Genomic DNA, 19,315 nt, shown 5'->3' with positions numbered 1-19,315 from the left:
ATGATGTATAACATTTTTTCAATAAACAGTCGCCGGAAAAACAGCTGGCGACTGTTTATCATTGCCGCCATTTTTGCAGTTACAATGCTGAAGCCAACCATCTCCAGTGCACATCAAACGCCAAATACACTTATTTTTTTGGATGCAAGCCCAAACAGGATTGCGCTGGAGCTTCAAATGCCGCTGTCAGAACTTGAACTCTCCTTTGGTAACGATATATCGAAAAACCCGGAAACGCTAATTGAAAGGTTAGGGCCACAATTAAAAGAATACCTCAGAGCACACATACATGCTTATTTGAAGAAAACCGCCCCATGGGAAGTTGAAATAGAGGGGTTGAGGATGGATAAAGGAAAATACATTGAAAATGGTATGGATTATTGGGAAGTGATCGCTAATGTGGTTATTATACCGCAACCGGGCGAAAGTACCCGGAAGTTTATGCTTGATTATGATGTGATCATGCACCAGGTGATTAATCATGCCGCCCTCGTTTCCGTTCGCAGTGATTGGGAAACAGGAAATTTAAGCCCAACTACTGACGCTATGGTAATCAGCCGGAGTACCAAAGATAACGTGATCTATCCTCTTGAAATAAATCTACAACCCGGAAGCTGGTTTAAAGGTTTTAAAAGTATGCTTATGTTAGGTATACGGCATATTAAAGAAGGTACCGATCACTTACTGTTTTTAATTGTACTGTTATTACCGGCTACACTTTTAATAAATGGCAAACGATGGGGAAAATTTGGAGGTACCAAATATAGTATCCTGAGATTGTTAAAAATTGTTACTTCGTTTACCATCGGCCACTCTGTTACCCTGCTGATAGGTGCCTTAGGCTGGCTACGGTTACCGGCACAACCGGTGGAAATATTGATCGCATTTTCTATCCTTGTTTCGGCAGTTCACGCTATAAGGCCAATTTTTCAGGGGAAGGAAATGTATGTGGCGGCGAGCTTTGGCTTGATCCATGGTTTAGCATTCGCATCAATATTAGCTAACCTTAAATTAGGGGCAGATACTATGGCCTTGAGTATTTTAGGTTTTAACCTGGGCACTGAGATCATGCAGCTTTTTGTAGTATTGATTACAATTCCGTGGTTAATTTTATTGAGCCAAACGCCGGTTTACAAATATGTGAGGGTTGGAGGCGCGGTCATGTCAGGCATAGTTGCTATTGCATGGATAGCAGAACGTGCAACTGAAACGCCCAATCTTGTTTCGGCATTTGTAAATAAGGTAGCCGAACAGGCTCACTGGGCAATTGTGATCCTGGCAATATTATCACTGGCAAGTATTCTGTTAAAAGGACATATTTCCTCCTCACCGCGGTTAAACCCTGAAAGCTAATATGAGCATCATTCATTTTCAATCACCGACTGGACAAAGTTGCATCTACAAAAAAGCCTTTCTCCTTGTAAAGAAACGGCTTTTTTGTAGTGAAGAAATCTAGTCCGTTATGCTTTATTGCCTACAAACCAGAGATTAGCAGCCTTCCGAAGTTCAGCATAATCCGGCTCGTTGTCAGAAGCCCAGGCAATGATCCCATCCGGACGTATCAATACGGCGCTTAAGCCAAATTGCTCCTTTGCCCTGCCTGAAACACATGTCAGTCGGTTGCCGTATTCTTCGGCCACGGTTTTTAGCGGGGTATTCCCGTCAAAGTCGAGCAATAAGCCGCGGCCATCATGCATCAAGCCGCCAATCCTATTGCCATCTTCAAATTCAAAGTCGGGAACGCTGCGGCCTGTTAAAGGGTGGCTGCCTGCAATATTGTAATGCGTATTAATGCCCCAAACCCTTCCTGCAATATAAGTGGCACCATCTCGCGTATTGATGAGATCGCCCATGATAGCATACAGCGCCTGGGCATCGGGGTCTGGCTTCATGATTGCCACCTGCGCGCGCGACCAATTTAAAACCTGTACGCCAACAGGGTGCCGTTCGGTATAATAAGTATCCAGTAAACCATCAGGCGCTTTATTTTGAACGGTTGCGGCAAGCTTCCAGCCCAGGTTCATGGCATCGCCCAATCCAAGGTTAAGCCCCTGCCCTCCCAATGGTGCGTGAATGTGTGCCGCGTCGCCGGCTAAAAGTACCCGTCCGTTGCGGTAAGCCGTGGCCTGCCGCGCCCTGTCTGTCCAGGTGGTCGCGATATGCAGGGTGCTAAGTGTAACGTCGGTATCGGAAATCCGGCGCAACACCTCCTGTAAGTGTTCAAGCGTAACCGGTTTTCCTGAACCGTGAAATGCCCCGCAATCAAAATCCTGAATGGCCATGTAACCCGGCTGCGATTGCATGTACATGCCTCGTGGTGTCACATTCCGTCCTGGTTTAAGCTTTTCCGGATCTGCTATGTCAACCAGCGCGGTGTAGCCGGTAAACTCCGGCTCGGTACCGGCAAACTCAAAACCACCGGCCTTACGCACCGCGCTGCGACTCCCATCGCAACCAACAAGCCATTTACTTTGAAATGATTGCCCATCTGACTCAACAGTTACCCCATCCGCGGTTTGGTGAAAACCGGTAACAGCGAACCCGCGTTTGATTTCTACGCCCAGTAACTGGGCACGACGGATTAGCACGGTTTCAAGCTCCGCCATTTCGGAAATTAAGCCGGTTTCAGCTGAGCCGGGCAAACGGTATTGCCATTGCGAAGTATCGACATTGCCTTCAATAAAAGGTATTCCGGCAAAATGCCCTACCTGTCGCTGGGCTCCTTGTTTGGCATTTTGATGCGGATTTTTTATCCGTTTATGAATCTCCAATTCATTTAGCAGGCCGCGGCGATAAAGCGCCTCAATAGTTAGAGCGGAGAGCCCGCGGATGCCGAATGGCATCTGTTTCAATGGCGAATGCGGGTCCTCTGCTTTTTCAAGTATCAGGACAGAGCAGTTGGCCAGGGCCAGTTCGCAGGCAAGAAATAAACCCACAGGCCCCGCTCCGGAAATGATGACATCATAAATAGTGTAATTTTGTACAGATTTATTGTTTTCAGATATTGGTTTCATATACATTATATTGAAACACAAAATTCCGCAATGCCTACAGCTTAGGCTTGTACAAACGCGACAAAATCATTACTTACGGCTTGTTTCCCTTTCTTCGCTTTTCGTGCAAAGGCAGCCGGCGTGGTGCCGCTATATCGTTTAAATTCCCTGCTCAGATGGGATTGATCTGTATAACCCAACTCATGAGCTAAGCCTGCAAGACTTGTATCCGGGTAATGCCATAACCGGTTTCGTATTTGCTCAAAACGCATTAAACCCGACACGTCTTTAACGCTATAGCCGGAAGATTGCTTGAATTTTCTTTCAAGCGTACGAACAGTGGCATGAGCGGCAGCAGCTACCTGGCTTACGGGTATGGTTCCGTTTGCTTTTCTCATAGCAGCTCCTGCTTTGAATAGCATACTGTTAATCGCAATACCCGAATGCATATTAAGGAAATACTTCCCTACTTCTGCCAGCGCTTTACCTGCTCTGTCAATAGTTATCCACTCATTCAATACAGTCTGCAGGCGGGCAACAGGGTGCTCAAAAGTGTGCACTCCAACTTTGCCGGATGGTAGTCCGAGCAAATCAAATACAGTCCACGGAAAACATCTGACACCAATGATCTCCAAACGCCCATTTGAATGGAAAACAACCGGCTGGTTGAGCAGCCCCATCATAAAGGGTGATGGTAATGGCTTTAAACTACCATCCTGTAAAATGCTGATAGCACTTCCGAAATGGAAAATAATCTCAGCGAAACCGTCAGGCTGTACCTCAAAACTTGATTGCGGTTCTTCCGCTTCCCTGATATTGTACCAAAAGCATTTGATAGTGTCCCGCAGTTCTTCAGGAGGTTCAAATTCTTGGTGCTTCATTTTGAAAGATAGCCATATTTATGGGGATTGAGAACAAAAAATCTGTTGTGTATATCAGTTTTACACACCCATCTCATTCCATAAATTCCGTTGGTGTTTTTCCATACCTTTTTTTGAACTCTTTGCTAAAATATTTTCTGTCGCTAAACCCAACCATATAAGCCACCTCATTAATGGTATACCGTTTGGTTTTGAGCAGTATCCCGGCGTTGTTCATTTTTACAGACTTGATAAAGTCATTCACCGACATGCCGGTAACAGCATCTAACTTTTTATACAACACAGGCTGGCTCATCCCAATTTCACGGGCCAGCTCAGGAACGCCGAACTCCAGATTATCGATGTCTTTTTCAATGATCCTTACCAGTTTATTAATAAATTCATTATCAATTATGCTAATAAGTTCTTGAGCTGCCTGAGCGTTCTTTTCTGAACCAACACTTAAAACATGGTTATCAGTAGCTGTAATTTGTTCTTTAAGTAGTTTCCTGATCCTTTCGCTTGCGTTTAACAGATTAGTAACCTGTAACAACAATACTTCAATACTGAAAGGTTTAGTTAAATAAACATCAGCCCCCATCTTAAGGCCCTCTATATGGTTTTCGCCGGATGCCTTGGCTGTTAAAAGAATAACAGGAATGTGGTTAGTCCGTTCGTCTGCCTTCACGTTATTGCATAATGTAAAGCCATCCATTTCGGGCATCATTACATCGCTTATAATAACATTCGGGATATATTCCTTCGCGGCTTCCAATCCTCTTACCCCATTTTCGCATGCAATAACTTCGTAATGGCTTTGCAAAAAACCGGCAATGAATGAACGAACTTCCGGGTTATCCTCAACAAGTAAAACAGTATGCTTTTTCTCTTTTAACAGAGGGGCTGATGAACCAACTGGTTCAGTAGCGGGCATGATTAAGTTATCGATCAATACCGGCCTTTGTACATTCAGAAAATCATTTACCGGGCTTTGCACCAGATCAGTATTCTTAAAGTGAGCCGCACCTTTTCGCAGCTTAACAACAAAGGATGTTTTGTTGCCAGAATGGGCTATTTTACTATCTGCAGCGATAGAGCCTTTGTGCAGCTCAATAATACTTTTTGATAAAGCAAGCCCAATGCCATAACCTGTATTTTGTTTACCAAGATCATTTTCCTGGAAATAATTTTCAAACAAATTCTTCAAATTTTCGGGAGCAATGCCTTTACCGTTATCTGCCACGGTAATGGTTACATGATCTTTTCCATCCACAACCAAAACATTGATATAACCGCCGCTATTGGTAAACTTGAATGCATTGTGCAACAGATTAAAAAACACTTTTTCCAATTGTATTTTATCAAAATACAGCGGAATATAATCCGCAGAGGTAACCAGGTCAATAGTAATATTAGCGGATACCGCATGATCATAGAACGAACTGTAAATTTCAGAGATAGTGGTTACCACGTTATGCTCCGCAATATGCAGTTTCAGATTCCCGGTTTCGGCCTTTCTGAAATCCATGAGCTCATTTACCAGTTGCAGCAAGCTATCGGAGTTTTTTTTGATGACCTGCAATTGCCGGGTTTGCGTGCCGTCCTTTTCTTCGAGGATCAATTTCTCTACCGGGCCAAATATCAGGGAAAGGTGGGTGCGGATCTCGTGCGAGATATTGGTAAAAAAGTTGAGTTTTAAATGCGTGAGCTCTTTATCCCGCCGCAGTAAAGATCTCAAAATAAAAAAGCGTGCCAGCAGGAATACTATGCTTCCGATAAAGAGCACATACAAACAATAAGCCCAGGTAGTTTCCCAAAAAGGAGGCAGCACTTTAATATGCAGGGTAACAGCCTTTCCCCAAATTCCATCATTGTTTGAGCCTTTCGCAAAAAATGTGTAACTCCCCGGCGACAGGTTGGTGTACGGCGCGGATGGGATATCGGTATGGACCCAGTCTTTATCAAAGGGCTCCAGTTTATACGCGTACCTATTTTTATCAGATTTGATATAATTTAGCGCTGCAAAATCAATGGTGAATACATTTTGAGCATGCGAAAAAACCACATTTTGCGTAAGGCTGATATCCTTTGAAAGCAGCTTATCCGGCTGGTTAATCCCTACAGCCTGGTTAAAAAGCTTCAATGCTGTGATGATTACCGGTGGAGGTATCACGTTATCCTCAATTTTTGAGGGGAAGAAACTACTCAAGCCGTTAAGCCCGCCAAACAGCATTTCGCCATCACTTGTTTTATAGCAGGAATTGATGTTAAACGTATTGCCTCCTAAGCCATCGTTTTTACTGTAATTTTTAAAGGTTTGTGTAGCGATAGAAAACCTGGATAAACCATTACCTGTCCCCATCCACAGGTTATTTTTTTCATCCTCTAAAATACTAAGTACATTGTTGTTGGTTAAGCCCTCCCTTTCGGTATAAGTTATAAATTTTTCATGAGCCTCGTCATATTTTGCAAGCCCGCCATAATACGAGCCAGCCCAAATCCGCTTCTTTGTATCCTGGTAAATACAATTAATATCATTTGACTTAAGGCCATCTTCAGTTTTGTAAACCTTGATATGGGTATGGTTGCGATCTGTTTTATATAAACCGTTGGCAGTAGCTATCCAGATATTCTTCCCGTTATCTTCCATCAAAGCCATGACAGATTTTTTGCCGATTTTACCGATAACAGACTGATCTACATGCTCCAATAAAGAACCTTTTTTGTAAAAAATGAGCAACCCGCTTTGTGTGCCCACCCAAAGACTGCCGTCGGAATCATGCAAGATGCTCAACACTTCCGAGCCTAAGGTTACCGGGTCATTTTCCTTATACAGGAAACGCTTAAAGTTATGGTTTGCCAGGTTAAACATATTTAAACCGCCGCCATGGGTACCTATCCATACGTTCCGGTCTTTATCAATATAAACCACTTTCACCAGGTCGGACCCGAGCGACGAAGGGTCATTTATTTTATTTTGATAAGTAGTAACAACGTCTGCTTTACGATCGAAGTAGTTGAGGCCGCCGCCTTCGGTGCCAATCCACAGGTTATGTCTTTCATCCTCGGCAACGGCGCTTACCACGTTGTTATTAATGGCCGAGTGATAGCGGGCTGTTTGATAAGTTAAAAATGTTGTATTAGGGTTGGATACCATGTTGATCCCGCCCCAGTAAGTACCAACCCAAACGGTATTTGAATTATCGATAAAAACACTGTAAATAGAGTTTTGACTTAAACTGTTCTTATCCTCGGGATCGTGCCTGTAGGTTACAAATTGTTTTGTAACGGGATTTAAAATATTCAGGCCGCTTTGTGTACCTATCCAGATTTTCCCAGATTTTTCGGGCTGAAGGACCCTGATATTATTGTTGGCAGGCCCATTAGCACCGTTATTGGCCAAAAAATGGGTAAAGGCTCCTGAGCTTTTATTGTAGAGGTTTACACCGCCATGTAATGTACCTATCCATAAGTTATTTGCGGCGTCTTCGGTAATGGTGGTTACATAATTATCACTCAGGCTATTGGTTACTTTATCATTGTGCTTATACATTTGATAAGTATACCTGCCATTTGTCTCCTGCATTTTGCTTAACCCTGCTGATGAGCCAATCCAATAATTACCGCCGCGATCCTGGTACAAGGTATGCACATTGGTGCCATATAAACCGGCAACAGAGTCAGGAACAGCAATTGAGTTAAAACTGCCGGTTGCGTTTGAAAAGCGGTAAAGCCCATCCGACGACCAAACCCACATGTTGCTGCGTTTATCCTCGTAAACTGCGCTTATGATTTCGGCTCCTGTAACATGCAGGCTTAGTTTAACTCGTTCAAAGCTATCAGTTTCGGGATTATATTTATTCAGGCCGTTACGAGTGCCCACCCAAAGCACTTTATGTGAATCGACAACGAGCGAGGTGATATAATCAGATGAAATGCTCGACTGATCTGTCGGATTGTTTTTATAGATCTTAAAACTGCGGGTATTGTATTTGTTAAGCCCATGCTGGGTACCATACCACATAAAACCGCGGCTATCCTGAACAATTGCCAATACAGAATTTTGAGACAGTCCATTATCCACCGTGAGGTTTTCAAATGCTATCCGCTGACCATAAGCGGATAACGAAATAAATATGCAAAACAGGAATGTGGTTATAATTAGTTTCATCTCGCCCCTCGGAAAATAAAACTAATTAAATTTATTTTACTTATCCAACACCTATGCATTTATCATCGCAATCCGTTTGAAATATATGACTGGTATAAACTTTCAGGAAAATCAGGAACAAGCACTCTGAGTTTTGCAGGCAGGTACATCCACGGAAAGAATTTGCTCTTATGCAATACTTTAGAGCCGTTAGATTTTACTTTGGATAAGCCTTTTACGTTAACCAAATTATCCATGCCGATGATATTGCCCTTAAATACATTATTGCTGAATACAACCTTGCTGTACTGTTTTGGTGATTTGGAAAAAACAGCTGCATTCTTACCGGCAAATAAAAAATAATTATCATCAAAGCTTACATGATCAGGGATGCCGTATTCAATATCTGCTACCTCAGTAGTGTATGATTTTGAGCCTTCATTATAAAAGATGTTCCCTTTTACTACCGTGCTATCCGTTACGCCGGCAAAATTGAATAGCCTTTTACGGTTCAGGCCGTCATTTACACTTAAATTATAACGGATGATATTTCCGGTGGTCATTACGTTGTCTTTGTTAATCAGATCAGATATCACCAGCATAAAACCGCCCTCATTATCGTGACTATAATTGTACTGGATAATGGTATTCCTGCTATTGCCGTCGATGTCAAAAGATTGCCCGTCGTTAGCCCAGTTATCATTTTGGGTGTACGCCACTTCGTTATATTGGATAACTGTATTATCGCTGCTGTGTGGCCAAATGGCCACGGCATTATCCTTTGCCCTGGTGCGGATATGAAACAGTTTATTATGCTCAACCATGGCGGTATCAAAAGCTTTAACCACAATACCATCGCCGCCGATATCATCAAGCAGGCAATTACGGATCACTAAATACTTATTGGGAAACCATTTAGTCCTGAAAGAAAACGTACCATTACCGCGGATCCCGTTACGGTCAACCCGCTCCACTTTACAGTTTTCGATCACCAGATGTTCAATATTGCTTGGCTTCGGCCCCTGGCAATCCCAAAAGATGCCATAACCTTCTGCCGATCCTTTTTTGTTATCGCCGTTAATATCATGAATGTACAAGTTAGCCAGCCTGATATTGTGTAATGTACCTATATCTTCAGCCAATACCCGCACTCCGGTCGGCCCTGTTTTTTGGAATGGGATAGTACTGTCAAAGTTTGATAATGCAAGGTATTCGACTACAATATTTTGAAGGTTCTTTAACAAAACGGCGTCCTTAAAATGCCCACTGGCTTTAATTTCGGGCAAAGCACCTGAGCCGAAAGCGCCGAAAACAATAGGCGCTTTTACAGTACCCGATCCCATCGGCACTAATTGGCCATCCCACACTCCTCCTCTTTTGAACAGGATACTATCACCGGCTTCAAAAACCTGTTTATTTACCCGATTTAATGAGCGCCATGCTTTACCTGCACTGCGACCGTCAAACATATCATCACCTTTTTTATCGTCGATATAATACGTATTACCCAGAGCTTTTAACACAGCGCTGCAACATAAAAGCAGCATCAGTAATTTTTTCATACAATTTATTTATGTCAGTGATTAATTCTCCAGCTTCCATTCACAGGAGTCTTGCAATAGCTTGCCGTCGATAACACTGCTTACTTCAATCTTATTTTTTCCCTTTTGCAGGGTGATATTATCCCATACAGCAGTACGGAAATCATCGGTTTTAACGCCATTTATCACTACACCATTCACCATCAGTTTTACATTCGGAGCGGTGCTGTACACTTTCACAGCAGTTACCTGCTGATGCCGCACAGTATTCCTCCGGTCGACAATATATAACATGGGCTCCTTATTCCAGTTAGCTTTATAAAAGTAAAAGGCATCTTTTTTAACCGCCCTGTTATAGGTAACCAGGCCTTTATCATTGATCCCGTCAGCATCCCCTTCGGTACGGATAGACGAGCCAAAATCGGCCAGCGCCCATACAAACTTGCCCCAAATAAATGGCCGCCTGCTAAGTTCCTGCCAGTTAACCTCGTGGTAGCGCGTTTGCCACTCTTCAGGATGGAACTTTCCATCAGCATCTGGTTTGTCATCATTTTCAACATGCTTAAACGGGCTGCCGCCGGCCCCGTATTCGCTTACTGCAAATGGCTTTTGCGGATAATCATGATGGGTTTTATCGGCCCATGAACCAATTTGTTTAAACTCGCCATCGTACCATCCGTAATATTTATTCCAGGCAATAACATCGGATACCTCGTTAAACTGACTGCCATCTAAAAAAGTAGCCGCAGTGGTTAACCTATTTGGATCTTCTTTTTTGGCCAGCTCATTCAATTGCTTTAAAAATGGCACCGGATCATCGTGATCAAGTTTCAGCTCGTTGAACAAACCCCAAAAGCAAATAGCAGGATGGTTATAATTTTGACGGATCATTTCAGTTAATACCTGCCTCACCTGGGATTCCAAAGCCGGGCTTTTCAAATAACCAGCTCCGGTATACCCTCCCGGACCAACAAAAGGGATCTCCGACCACACAACCAAGCCATTCCTATCGCAGAGGTCATAAAAATATTTACCGTGCGGATAGTGGGTTAAGCGGATGGCTGTGGCCCCTATCTCTTTAATCAGCTCCATATCTTTATTCAGATCGGCGCTGTCAACTGCCGATGCCTTACCTTCCACATCTTCATGAAAGCCTACGCCATGCAGATCGAGATATTTGCCATTTAATACAAACCCTTTATCCGCGTCAATGTGGTAAGTCCTGAACCCTAAAGGCTGGGTAACCTTGTCAATTACCTGCCCATTCCTGATCAGGCTTATGTTAACAGTATATAGATAAGGGTTGGCCTTGCCATTCCACAAATGAGGTTGCTTTAAACTTATGGTTTGCTTGCATTGCTTGTTATTAGTGATACTATTTGTTACGGATGACACTATAGTTTTACCGGCATCTAAAATATCAGCCTTAAGTTTTAAACCTGCCGTACCGGTTACTGATAATTTGGTAATAATACCCACCGTGGCAGCTTGATCAGATAAAACCTTCGGCGTTAGATAGACCCCTGATGAGGCGTAATCTAAAGGCGAAATACAATCTTTTGATGTTACCAGCAAGGAAACCGGCCGGTGGATACCGCCATAAATGTTAAAATCGCCGCAGAGGGGCAGCACATCTGTTCTGGAAGCGTTGCTTACCTGTACTTGGATATTGTTTGCCTCACCCAGCTTAACGCGATCTGTTATCTCAATGCAAAAAGCCGTATACCCTCCCTTGTGTTCTGTGATAAAATGCCCATTTATCAAAACCGAGGCTACGCTATTTGCTCCTTCAAAATACAGGAACAACCTTTTATTTTTCCAGCTTTCGCTTACAAAAAAGCTTTTTTCGTAAATGCCCGCTTCCCGGGTATAATTGGCTTTTCCTTTTAGCACATCCTCAGCATTCCAGGTATGGGGCAGCGTTACGTTGACCTTTTCAGGCTGCTTCCTGATATCATAAGCGAAATGGAATTTCCAGTCGCTGTTAAAATTGACAACCTTACGGCTATCATTGGCACCGAGCTGAGCAAATGAATAATTTGCATTGATCAGTAGCAGTAAAAAAAAGTATAAATATTTTGATAGTGGTTTATTCATAAAGCACAGGGAACTATACCGATCAGCAGAGACCAGTTAATGTTGCGGTTTTAGTTGCGATAATGGTTAACTGATTATTGATTTACTGGTATACACGCACGTAGTCAACGTAGTACTTCAGCGGCAAAAGATTGTCGTTAAACGGGCCTGCCCATGACCCCTCATGGCCTAATGCCAGGTTTAGTAACAGGTAAAAATTCTTCTGAAAAATATTGCCCTCCTTTTGCTGCGCCTTGCTGATATCAAACACAAAGTATTTCAGGTTATCATAATAAAATTCAAACCTGTCGGGGTACCACTCCAGGGCATAAATATGAAAACCATCGGCAGGCGCCCCTACCACCGGACTTTCGCCCTGATGCTGGTATTTTCCTAACGAATCGGCATAATGTACAGTACCATATACTTTTGAAGGATCGCGGCCCAGGTATTCCATAATATCAATCTCGCCGCAATCGGGCCATTTTACTGCCCCGCGGTTTGTTCCCAGCATCCAGATAGCCGGCCACGCCCCAGCACCGGTAGCTACTTTGGCGCGGACTTCTACGCGCCCGTATTTCCAGTCGGCCTTTCCTTTAGTGATCAGGCTGGCTGAAGTATAATGTGCAAATTGTTCCTTTTCGGCCCAATTGGTCGATCCGGATTTGTAGCGGGCATTCGGAAATTCCTCTTTCCTGGCTTCAATAATCAATGTTCCGTTTTCAACGCGGCAATTTTCCAGGCGTTTGGTGGTATAATATTGAGGTTCGTTATTGCGTACGAATCCATCCTCATAATCCCATTTCTGAGGATCTGGCTGACCTTTATAATTGAACTCGTCCGACCAAACCAGTTTCCTTTTTTGTTGGGCGTATGTGGCAGCGCCCAATAAAACGAGGGCGATCAATAGAAATATTTTTTTCATTTGATGTTGTTTTCCCCCTTTATCAGGGTGTAATATCATTTTTAAATAAGCCCACATTGGTAAGCGTTGGATTAAAGCGCGATGACTCAATTACCAATCTTACTTTACCAGCGGTAACCGGCTTAAAGCTTAGCAGGCGCTTATACCCCACTGTAGTTCCGGATGTAATCTCCACCCATTTACCGTCCTGAAAGTATTGCAGCGAAAATTTCTCTATCCGCTGACCTTTAGTAATATCTTCCTGCAATTGCAATACATTAAAGGATACCGGAGCAGGCGATTCAAACTCAATTACAGCGGTAGAATCCTTGCCTTTGGTTGTCCAAAAGGATCGCTGATCACTCACAAGCATCTGGTTATTGATCCCGTTTGCGCAGCGTACCGTAAATTCTTTCAGCAGGTTATTTTTAAAAAGTGATTCACGTAATTGCGCCCAATTATTAAGGGCTTTCACGTCGCTATCGCTGATGAGACCCCGCGTATCCGGAGGGATATTTAGCAACAGTAAACTATTACGTCCAACCGAAGTGAAGTAAATATTCAGGAGTTCCTGCCCGCTTTTAACCTTAGCATCTTCTGCCGGATGATAAAACCATCCCGGCCTGATAGATACATCAGTTTCTGCGGGGTACCAAACCAGTCCTTTTGCTCCTTTCAGCCTGTCGCGGCTGCCGAGATCTTCACCCGCTTTGTAAACAACGGGGTTTACCATTACATCTTTTTGCGATGCATCGGCTATTTTCTTTTGCTGCTGCTCATCAACAGGCAATACGCTCCATTCAGTCAGTCTGCCTTTACCGGTTTCTGTACCAACCCAGCGTACATCGGGTCCTTGTATGGCAATTACGGCCTGCGGCTGCAATTTGCGAATGAGCTTATACCAGCTGTTAAAGTCATAAACCTGCTTTTTACCATTGGGGCCTTCCCCGTTTGCACCGTCAAACCATACTTCGTCAACTTTACCGTAATTACTAAGCAATTCGGTTAACTGGTTTTCAAAATAGGTATTGTACTTAACCGAATCTCCATAATATGCAGAGTTTCTGTCCCATGGCGACAAATAAATGCCGAACCCGACACCGTACTTTTTACAAGCGTTAGCTACTTCCTTAACAATATCCCCCTTACCATTTTTGTATGGCGTGTTTTTAATGCTATGCTCTGTAAACCGGCTTGGCCACAGGCAAAAACCATCATGATGTTTGGCGGTGATGATTACCTGTTTAATTCCGGCACTATTAACCGTTTTAACCCATTGTTCTGCATCAAGCTCAATAGGGTTAAATTTTGAGATATCTTCCTTTCCATCGCCCCATTCCTTATTGGTAAACGTGTTGACCCCGAAATGAAAAAACGCGGTAAGCTCAAGCTGCTGCCATCTCAATTGCCTTGGAGATGGTGTTACATGAGCAGCTTTATAAATGATATCCGCCTCTGTATCTCCCGGCGAAATACTTGTAAAACTATTGTTTTGCGCCCGTGCGGAACCTGCCAACAGCAGTAAAGGAAAAATCAGTTTATTTAAAAATGGCATATAATAATGATCAAATTACTTTAAAGTTTTACCGTGTGCCTTGCTATTCAACACACGGTAAAAACCCTAATTTATCTAATTAATCCATCCGTCGTTTTGTTTCAGGTTGGGATTCCTTTGTGTTTCAACCAACGGGATAGGCCAATTGTAAATGTAATCACCCTGGAATGAATAGGTGTATACATTGGCTCCCCAAACTTGCTTTACACCGTTGCCCGCATAAAATACTTTATCCTTCCATGATTTCCAGCGCAGTTCGTCAAAATAGTTGATACCCTCGTTCGGGAATTCAACCCTGCGCTCGTTCCTGATTCGCTCACGCAAGTCATCCTGTCCGGCTACTGCTGTTGCGGCACTTGAGTTCAATAAACCCACACCGGCCCTTGCGCGTACTTCATTTACTTTGGCAACCGCATCTGAAGTTAAGCCTTGTTCGTTAAGTGCCTCAGCCCACATTAATAACACATCGGCGTACCTGATGATCGGAAAATCCGTTGGCCCGTAAGCACGATTAATGGTTTCTGAAATTCCTTCATAAACAAATTTCCTGTACAGGTAATAAAAATAGCTCTGTGTATCTGTACGCAGATCACCGCCAATGGCAGCTTCTGAACGGTAAGGCCAGCGTGACGTTACCGTAGCATTCAGTGAATTATAAGCACCATTATAGGTTGAATACGGAGTAATTACGTTAGCGGCCAAACGCGGGTCGCGGTTAGCATAAGCTTTAAGGATCCTTTCTTCATTGCCTGTCGGCAGGTACAAATTCATTGCTGCACCCCTTGTTGTGGCTGCAGTAATTTCGGCAGCGGTAAGATTGTTCCTTAAAAAGAAAACCTCCCTCTGCGCCGGCGTAAGGCTCGAATAGCCCGGTAGCACGGCATCCCAGTTAAAATTTGAGCCGTCAAGGTTTTGATACAGATCGACAAGATTTGGCGATACAAGGTATTGGTTCCAGCATGAGCCGAATGATGAACGGGTACCGCAAAACCATTGCGTAGTTGAACCATAACCTGTTGTTCCGCCACCGGCAACAGCAACGTTCTGGATAGAAAATATCATTTCACTGCATTGCTCATTAGCTGCCTTAAACAGGGTTACATAATTTGAAAAAAGCGCATATCCGGCCGATTTTACCATATTAAAATCCGCCGCCGCCAAATCCCATTTTTTCAGATACATGTAGGCTTTGCCGCGTAAGGCGTATGCCGCTCCCTTGGTAACGTGACCGTAGTTAGCGGCTCCGGCTGCATAAATTTGCGGTAAGGCTGGCTCGTTAATGGCGGCAGTTAAATCCGCTACTACCTGGTTCCATACCTCTGTTTCTGTTGAACGTGCTTTTGTTGCTTGTTCTGCAGTAAACGGTTCAAGGTATATCGGCACACCTTTCCATAACTGGTTTAATCTCAGGTAAAAATAGGCCCTTAAAAACTTACATTCGGCAACGTACCTGCTTTTTTTGGCAGCGTCCGACGGTGATTTTAACGGTATATTTTTGATGGCATCATTTGCACGCTGTACTCCTTCATATAGGTTTTGCCAGGTGCTACTGAAAAGCGAATTACCTGTGGTGATAGTTCCCGACAGCATTGATTCCTGGCTTCTGTATTGGCCGGTATATGCAAATCGGTCAAACATATACAATTCCAGTTCGCTGTCGCCACCAGTGTTTTCGCCAAGCCTCAAGGCCTGGTAAACACCGGTAACCCCCAAATCGGTGAAGTTATCAGTCGTCCACATGGTTGACGAGGCAACAGACGAATATGGTGCCGTGTCAAGCAGGTTCTTTTTGCAACCTGTTACAATAATTACGGTAAGTAAAGCTATAAATATCTTTTTCATCATTTTTCTTCTTAAAAAGTAGCGTTTAAACCAACTGAGTATTGACGCATGGTTGGGTAACCCACGCTTGCCCCTATTTCCGGGTCGAGGCCAGGGTACTTTGTAATAGTGAGCAAGTTTTCGGCAGCTACATAGATCCTTATTTTAGTTAAAGCCCATTTTTCCGAAATCCGTTTAGGAATGGTATAGCCTAACTGCACATTTTTAAGCTTTACATATGATGCGTTATACAAGTAAAAATCGCTGGCTACTGCGGCGTTCTGCACATCAGATGTGTTTTTTAACCTTGGATAATGTGCGCCAGTGTTATTTGCAGGATCAGAAGGATTGGCATCATTGTAATAGTAGTGGTTGTCGGCTATCAAAGTGCTAACCGCGTTACCCAATGACACAATGGAGTTGTTGTAGCCCGTATCGTTCCAGTAATAGTACATGCCAAAACTACCTGCCCATATCATAGAGCAATCAAAGCCTTTGTAAGCAACATTGAACTGCAAACCGGCATTGTATTTAGGAACTGATGATTTCTTGGTTAGCTGAGCATCGTAGCTATTACCATAAATACCGTCATTATTAGTATCGCCGTAAATTAAATCGCCATAATAGATCTTAGTTTTGCCGATGCCGTTGCCTGGCTGAAATTTGTAACCAGCATCCATCATGCTTTGCAGCCATGCCATGTCCTGGGGAGTTCTGATCATACCATCTTTAGGGCCACCATTCTTATTTACGGTTCCATCGGCATTAAAGTAGCTGCCGTTACCCTTATACACGGGGTATAGATAGTACTCGTTGATCAGGTGACCTTGTATTACCCTTGTAGTACCACCGCTTGATACCTGGCCGATATTTGATGAATACACAGAGGCGCCGGTAGCATCAGTCGCATACCCTTCCTGTAAAGTGCCTTTATATTTTTCAACCCGGTTAAAGTTATAGGCAAAATTACCAGATACGTTGAAGCTTAAGTCACCGGCCTTACCATGGTAGCCTAAAGTTACTTCGATACCCTTGTTTGATATGGCAGCTATGTTTTGCGTTGCCGCTGTTGCTGTACCTACTGTTAATGGTACTGTCGGGGTAAACAAGATACCACTGGTATACTTGCGATAGGCATCAATTTCAAAATTCATTTTGCCTTTAAACAATGATCCGTCTAAACCGATATTGGTAGTGGTTGTAGTTTCCCACTTTAAGTTTTGATTAGCTGTTTTTGACTGAATCAAACCGGTTACCGCTGCTCCGTTAAATGAATAAGCAGTAGTACCATAGGTAGCCATGTAATCGTAATTTCCTAAGGAAGCTGAAGAGTTTAGCACGTTATTACCCGTTTGCCCCCATGAAGCCCTCAATTTCAAATTGCTTACATAATTGTTAATGTTCTGCATGAAGGGCTCTTCAGAGATCCTCCATCCCGCAGCAAAGGCAGGGAAAAAACCCCAGCGGTTTGCAGGTGCAAATTTTGATGAACCATCATACCTGAACACCGCCTCCAGTAAGTAGCGTTGTTTGTAGTCGTAATTCAATCTGCCAAAGAACGATCGCAGGGAATAATCATAAGCATCGCCTGTTGCGGCAGTCGGTGTTGTTGCCGAACTCAGAGTAGTTATTGTAGGGTCGATAAGACCTAACTTGGTAGCATCGAAATAATAGTAATTATAATAGTACTGGTCAAAGCCACCCAAGATTCCGATGTTATGATCTTTGGCGATAGTAGTATTGTACCTTAAAACGGCGTCCCAGGTAAGCAGGTAGTTTTTGTTAAAATCATAGTAAGTACTTAACTGCGCAGGGGCCGTTGCTGCCGATTTTAAAGTATTGGTTGAAAAATCCCAGCGCTCCAATGGAATGGTGTAGGAATTGTTCTCCTCAAAGCGGGTTTGATAGTTGAATTTTGTTTCGAGCACCAGGCCTTTGTACAAATTAACGTTTGCAAAAATGGTACTGTTAAACCTCGATTCCTGATCCCTGCCACCGGTGCTGTTTAAATAAGTAAGAATGTTATTGGCTGTCGATGATTCTTCCGGTGCAGATGGAAAGCCATATTTACCGTCATAGTATGGATATACCCCCGGAGTAGTTTGTCTTAAATAATTAAACGCATTGCTTGTGCTGGCCAGCCCATAGCTTTGTAACGATGCAAATGTTTGCGTACCGACAGTTAAAAACTTGGTAGCCTTGGTTTGCAGGTTAACCCTGAACTGGTATTTGTTTGATCCGGTGTTTTGCATTGTACCGGGGTTGCCATTGTAACCCGCCGATAACAGGTACTGCGTGGTTTCATTACCGCCATTTAAAGCAATGTTATGATCCTGCAGCACATTGTTTTGAAAAATAGTTTTTGCCCAATTTGTATTAGGATATGCAATGTAATTAGGCACACCAATGGTATTTAACCCATTTGGATCGGCGTTGGCTTTTTGCCATTGGGCAATGGTGGCATCGGTATAAACCGGTGTTTGGCCAAGGTTTTTATAGCCTTCGTTCACCAATTGCATATGCCTTACATAGTCCGTAACAAACGAGGGCATGGCGGTTGGGTTAGTTTTAGATGCTATACCGCTATAAGTAATGGTAGTTTTGTTTTTACTTCCTTTTTTAGTGGTTACCAAAATAACGCCGTTTGCTGCTAACGAACCGTATATAGAAGCAGCCGCAGCATCCTTCAATATCGAAATACTTTCGATATCATCCGGGTTTACAGCATCTAAAGTACCCTGGATGCCGTCAATTACTACCAGCGCGTTGTTATTGTTTAATGTACCCAGGCCCCTGATGCGGATAGTTGCGCCATCGGCACCAGGCTTTCCTGAGCTTTGCATTACCGATACACCAGAGCTTAAGCCGGTTAATGCCGATGAAACGTTGGTTACAGGACGGTTTTCCAGGTCTTTTGCACTTACTGTAGCTACAGAGCCTACAACATTTACCTTCTTTTGCGTTCCGTAACCTACAACAACTACGTCATTAAGACTGGTGCTTTGCTCGGTAAGGACAACATCAACTACTGAAGCATCACCGGCAGGTTGTTCTTTGGCTACAAAGCCGATATAGGAAAATACCAATACGGCATTGCTATTAGGAACACTTAAACTAAAGCTTCCTTTGCTATCAGTAATGGCACCACCGGCTGTTCCTTTAATTTTAACACTTACACCGGGCAGGCTCAGGCCCTTAGCATCTTTTACTGTACCGGATATTTTTCTGGCCTGGGAGTAGGCATTGGGAATAAGAAAGCACAGTATCGCCATTACGCCCAGAACATGTTTAAAGCCCTTTGCAATACTTACTTTAAAATAACTGCATAAGTAAATTTTATCCATTTTGATTCATTTTGATTGGGTTGTTTTATTTATTGTGATTGTTTAAAATAAAATGGAGATCAGGCGCTTAT

At 43.3% G+C, this 19,315-nt stretch carries 10 protein-coding genes; 1 reads left to right on the top strand and 9 read right to left on the bottom strand.

The window, feature by feature from the left end:
* The gene (locus ACEN9X_RS24840) at nucleotides 1-1,353 is read left to right on the top strand and encodes a HupE/UreJ family protein (RefSeq protein WP_413667690.1); all 1,353 of its coding nucleotides are present in this window, start codon (nucleotides 1-3) and stop codon (nucleotides 1,351-1,353) included.
* A 107-nt stretch (nucleotides 1,354-1,460) separates the two neighbouring features.
* On the opposite strand, the gene ACEN9X_RS24835 is transcribed toward ACEN9X_RS24840, so the two are convergent.
* The 9 genes from ACEN9X_RS24835 to ACEN9X_RS24795 all read right to left on the bottom strand — a co-directional run bounded on the left by ACEN9X_RS24835 (nucleotide 1,461) and on the right by ACEN9X_RS24795 (nucleotide 19,244).
* Nucleotides 1,461-3,014, bottom strand: coding sequence for an FAD-dependent monooxygenase (locus ACEN9X_RS24835; RefSeq protein WP_413667689.1), 1,554 nt, complete (start codon nucleotides 3,012-3,014; stop codon nucleotides 1,461-1,463).
* 41 nt (nucleotides 3,015-3,055) lie between these two features.
* The gene (locus tag ACEN9X_RS24830; RefSeq protein ID WP_413667688.1) at nucleotides 3,056-3,874 is read right to left on the bottom strand and encodes an AraC family transcriptional regulator; all 819 of its coding nucleotides are present in this window, start codon (nucleotides 3,872-3,874) and stop codon (nucleotides 3,056-3,058) included.
* A 73-nt stretch (nucleotides 3,875-3,947) separates the two neighbouring features.
* Entirely contained in the window at nucleotides 3,948-8,024 is a 4,077-nt protein-coding gene (locus ACEN9X_RS24825; protein WP_413667687.1) for a two-component regulator propeller domain-containing protein, read from the bottom strand.
* Between the two features lie 62 nt (nucleotides 8,025-8,086).
* A complete protein-coding gene (locus ACEN9X_RS24820) occupies nucleotides 8,087-9,565 on the bottom strand; it encodes a hypothetical protein (RefSeq protein ID WP_413667686.1) in 1,479 nt (492 codons plus the stop codon).
* 21 nt (nucleotides 9,566-9,586) lie between these two features.
* Nucleotides 9,587-11,641 carry a glycoside hydrolase family 2 TIM barrel-domain containing protein gene (locus ACEN9X_RS24815; protein ID WP_413667685.1) on the bottom strand — a complete coding sequence of 685 codons (2,055 nt, stop codon included), beginning with the start codon at nucleotides 11,639-11,641 and terminating at the stop codon, nucleotides 9,587-9,589.
* An 82-nt stretch (nucleotides 11,642-11,723) separates the two neighbouring features.
* Nucleotides 11,724-12,545, bottom strand: a complete 822-nt coding sequence (locus ACEN9X_RS24810; RefSeq protein WP_413667684.1) for a family 16 glycosylhydrolase — start codon at nucleotides 12,543-12,545, stop codon at nucleotides 11,724-11,726.
* Between the two features lie 22 nt (nucleotides 12,546-12,567).
* A complete protein-coding gene (locus ACEN9X_RS24805) occupies nucleotides 12,568-14,079 on the bottom strand; it encodes an alpha-L-fucosidase (RefSeq protein WP_413667683.1) in 1,512 nt (503 codons plus the stop codon).
* 75 nt (nucleotides 14,080-14,154) lie between these two features.
* Entirely contained in the window at nucleotides 14,155-15,921 is a 1,767-nt protein-coding gene (locus ACEN9X_RS24800) for a RagB/SusD family nutrient uptake outer membrane protein (RefSeq protein WP_413667682.1), read from the bottom strand.
* An 11-nt stretch (nucleotides 15,922-15,932) separates the two neighbouring features.
* Complete coding sequence (locus tag ACEN9X_RS24795; RefSeq protein ID WP_413667681.1) at nucleotides 15,933-19,244, bottom strand: SusC/RagA family TonB-linked outer membrane protein; 3,312 nt, start codon at nucleotides 19,242-19,244, stop codon at nucleotides 15,933-15,935.
* Nucleotides 19,245-19,315: the final 71 nt, after the last annotated feature.

Source organism: Mucilaginibacter sp. Mucisp86 (genome assembly GCF_047324315.1).
Classification (GTDB): Bacteria; Bacteroidota; Bacteroidia; order Sphingobacteriales; family Sphingobacteriaceae; genus Mucilaginibacter.
Note: the sequence above shows the minus strand (reverse complement) of the source record. Positions and strands in the feature narration are given on the sequence as shown.

Bases quoted from the DNA above. Each gene is read 5' to 3' on its own strand.
- ACEN9X_RS24840 (WP_413667690.1), top strand. From the start codon at position 1: ATGATGTATAACATTTTTTCAATAAACAGTCGCCGGAAAAACAGCTGG.
- ACEN9X_RS24835 (WP_413667689.1), bottom strand. From the start codon at position 3,014: ATGAAACCAATATCTGAAAACAATAAATCTGTACAAAATTACACTATT.
- ACEN9X_RS24830 (WP_413667688.1), bottom strand. From the start codon at position 3,874: ATGAAGCACCAAGAATTTGAACCTCCTGAAGAACTGCGGGACACTATC.
- ACEN9X_RS24825 (WP_413667687.1), bottom strand. From the start codon at position 8,024: ATGAAACTAATTATAACCACATTCCTGTTTTGCATATTTATTTCGTTA.
- ACEN9X_RS24820 (WP_413667686.1), bottom strand. From the start codon at position 9,565: ATGAAAAAATTACTGATGCTGCTTTTATGTTGCAGCGCTGTGTTAAAA.
- ACEN9X_RS24815 (WP_413667685.1), bottom strand. From the start codon at position 11,641: ATGAATAAACCACTATCAAAATATTTATACTTTTTTTTACTGCTACTG.
- ACEN9X_RS24810 (WP_413667684.1), bottom strand. From the start codon at position 12,545: ATGAAAAAAATATTTCTATTGATCGCCCTCGTTTTATTGGGCGCTGCC.
- ACEN9X_RS24805 (WP_413667683.1), bottom strand. From the start codon at position 14,079: ATGCCATTTTTAAATAAACTGATTTTTCCTTTACTGCTGTTGGCAGGT.
- ACEN9X_RS24800 (WP_413667682.1), bottom strand. From the start codon at position 15,921: ATGAAAAAGATATTTATAGCTTTACTTACCGTAATTATTGTAACAGGT.
- ACEN9X_RS24795 (WP_413667681.1), bottom strand. From the start codon at position 19,244: ATGGATAAAATTTACTTATGCAGTTATTTTAAAGTAAGTATTGCAAAG.